We start from the raw sequence: 1,989 nt of genomic DNA, 5'->3' as shown, positions 1-1,989 counted from the left end.
CAACAGCGCCTTCAACCCGTTCAAGAGCCGCGTGCTCAGCGGCTTCAGCCTGCCGGAGCGGCTGTGATGGCGGGCGTCGGCTTCTACGGCAAGCTGGCCAGCCGCGGCGACTTTGTCAGTCGCGGCTTGCCGCAGAGCTTTATCCAGCCCTGGGACCAGTGGCTGGCGGCCGGGCTTGTGGCCAGCCAGCAGCAACTGGCCGAGCGCTGGTTGCCGGCCTATCTGGTCAGCCCCTTGTGGCGCTTCGCCCTGGCCCCGGGAGTATGCGGGCCCGACGCTGTAGTGGGGGTGTTGATGCCCAGCATTGACCGGGTAGGGCGCTATTTCCCTCTTATCCTGGCCCAGGTTCTGGCGCCGGATGAGTCGCTGGCGGCAGTGGTGAGTGGCCCGGATAACTGGTTCGAGCAGTGTGAAGCCCAGTTACTGGCAACCCTCGAGCCGCAAGCCGCTTTTGAGGCGTTCGATGCAGCAGTGCAGGGCATTGATGCTCCTCGTAGTGCTGTTGTTTCAAGCCCGGTTGTGGGCGGCTTGCAACGCTTTGCAGCGGTGACCCCGAAGGCGCGCCAGGCAGCCTTGGCCGAAAGCGCCTGCGCCGGCATGAGCCTGTGGTGGGGGCGCGGCTCGGAGCATATCGAGGCGGGAATGCTGCGCTGTGCGGGCCTGCCGCACAGCGAGGATTTCGCCAGTTTTCTTTTGGGTAGTGAGGCGGNNTACACCGCAGCCAGCTACAGCCATGTCGGCCTGGTGCGCAGCATCAATGAAGACGCTTGCCTGGACCTTGCCAGCGAAGGCCTGTGGGCAGTTGCCGATGGCATGGGCGGGCATGCGGCGGGCGACTACGTCAGTTGCCTGATCGTCGATACTTTGCGCCAGTTGCCGACCACGGCGTCCCTCAATGACTTCGCCCAAGTGCTGCGCCAGCGGCTGTCGGCGGTAAACGCGGCAGTGCGCGAAGAAAGTACCCGGCGTGGCGTGGCGATGATGGGCAGCACCCTGGTGCTGCTGGCGGTGCGCGCTGACCAGGGTATCTGCCTGTGGGCCGGGGACAGCCGCCTGTATCGCCTGCGTGACGGGCGCCTGGAAGGTATCTCGCGCGATCACAGCTACGTGCAGGAACTGCAGGACAGCGGCCTGCTCAGCGAGGCCGAAGCGCGGGTGCACCCGCGGGCCAACATCGTCACCCGGGCAATTGGCGTCGAGCCCGAGCTCGAACTTGAGGCCGTGCACCTGCAGGTCCTCCCAGGCGATACCTATCTGCTGTGCAGCGATGGTCTGAACAAGACCGCCGAAGACCATGAAATTCGCGAAGTGCTGGGCCACAGCGACCCCTACCAGGTGGTCCGCAGCCTGGTGCACCTCGGCCTGACCCGGGGCGCCCCCGATAACATTACTGCCGTCGTCATCAAGGCCGGTTGAAGACCAAGCACATGGACAAAGTGATCCCCGGATACGACATCGACGGCGAGATTGGCGAAGGCGCCATGGCCACCGTCTACCTCGCCACCCAGCGCTCGCTGGAGCGCAAGGTGGCCTTGAAGGTCATGGCCGCGGCGCTGGCTGCCGACCCGACCTTCTGCGAGCGCTTCCTGCGTGAAGGCCGCACCCTGGCGCGCTTGTCGCACCCGCACACGGTGACCATCCACGACATCGGCAATGTCGGCGAGCTGTACTACATGGCCATGGAGTACCTGCCCAACGGTACGCTCAAGGAGCGTATCGCCGCCGGGGTCACGCCGGNNATCCGCCAGATCGCTTCGGCGCTGGGTTATGCCCATGCCCAGGGCCTGGTGCACCGGGATGTGAAACCGGCCAACATTCTTTTTCGCGCTGACGGCACTGCAGTGCTGTCGGACTTCGGCATCGCCAAGTCGCTGGATGACCGCACCCAGTTCACCCAGGCCGGGTTTGCCGTCGGCACCCCCAGCTACATGAGCCCGGAGCAGGCGCGCGGCCAGGAAATCGACGGCCGCGCCGACCTCTATGCCCTGG

At 65.6% G+C, this 1,989-nt stretch carries 2 protein-coding genes and 1 pseudogene; all 3 read left to right on the top strand.

Going from position 1 to position 1,989, the window contains the following annotated elements:
* Positions 1-66: 66 nt before the first annotated feature.
* Positions 67-705: pseudogene (tagF, locus tag UB48_RS28060) on the top strand (type VI secretion system-associated protein TagF); the annotation flags it as partial.
* Positions 694-1,416, top strand: a complete 723-nt coding sequence (locus UB48_RS28055; RefSeq protein ID WP_045202272.1) for a PP2C family serine/threonine-protein phosphatase — start codon at positions 694-696, stop codon at positions 1,414-1,416. The pseudogene tagF and the gene UB48_RS28055, both read left to right, overlap by 12 nt.
* Positions 1,417-1,427: 11 nt before the next feature.
* A partial coding sequence (locus UB48_RS26385) for a serine/threonine-protein kinase (protein ID WP_156160254.1) occupies positions 1,428-1,989 on the top strand: 562 nt, incomplete at its 3' end.

It is taken from the genome of Pseudomonas sp. 2(2015) (assembly GCF_000955865.1).
Lineage (GTDB): Bacteria > Pseudomonadota > Gammaproteobacteria > Pseudomonadales > Pseudomonadaceae > Aquipseudomonas.
The sequence above is the reverse complement of the archived record's forward strand: the minus strand, read 5'-3'. Positions and strand labels throughout refer to the sequence as shown.